Here is a 473-nt window from a genome sequence, read left to right as displayed (position 1 = left end):
ACCAAATTGTGTCCAACTTGGTTCCCTCTCTAAACTAAAATAGAAAACGATTCCTATGGAAAAAAAGAATAAAATTAAGGGAAAAAGAATTCCAAAAGATATTTCTTTATTGATACAATCTATTAACCATTTCCAAAAAAAAGTGATTGCTTCTTTTAAAGATGTAAATAAAAAAATATTTTGTTTTTCATAATTGATGTTATTTACATAATTAAAGCTAGAAGAAGCGTCCTGCCATATCAAATTTGATTTTTTTCCTTCTGACAACTCACCGCTTGTGAACAAACTATCCTCAACTTTATTTTGATTAAACATTCGCAAATCCCCACTTTACTTGCAATGCGGCTATTGCTCCCCCTATCACCTATGCTAACATAATGCTTCCATAAAGTCCTATAATAACATCTTAATCTTAAAGGAAGAGATCCGTGTCCGTTATTACTCGCTTTGCCCCCTCACCAACAGGCTTCCTC

The 473-nt window shown here is 32.8% G+C and carries 1 pseudogene; it reads right to left on the bottom strand.

Annotated elements, in window-relative coordinates:
* Positions 1-315, bottom strand: a pseudogene (locus tag J7R05_RS07900) (ComEC/Rec2 family competence protein); the annotation flags it as partial.
* Between the last annotated feature and the right edge of the window lie 158 nt (positions 316-473).

The sequence above is a fragment of the Bartonella capreoli genome, from assembly GCF_902813205.1.
Taxonomy (GTDB): domain Bacteria; phylum Pseudomonadota; class Alphaproteobacteria; order Rhizobiales; family Rhizobiaceae; genus Bartonella; species Bartonella schoenbuchensis.
The sequence above is the reverse complement of the archived record's forward strand: the minus strand, read 5'-3'. Positions and strand labels throughout refer to the sequence as shown.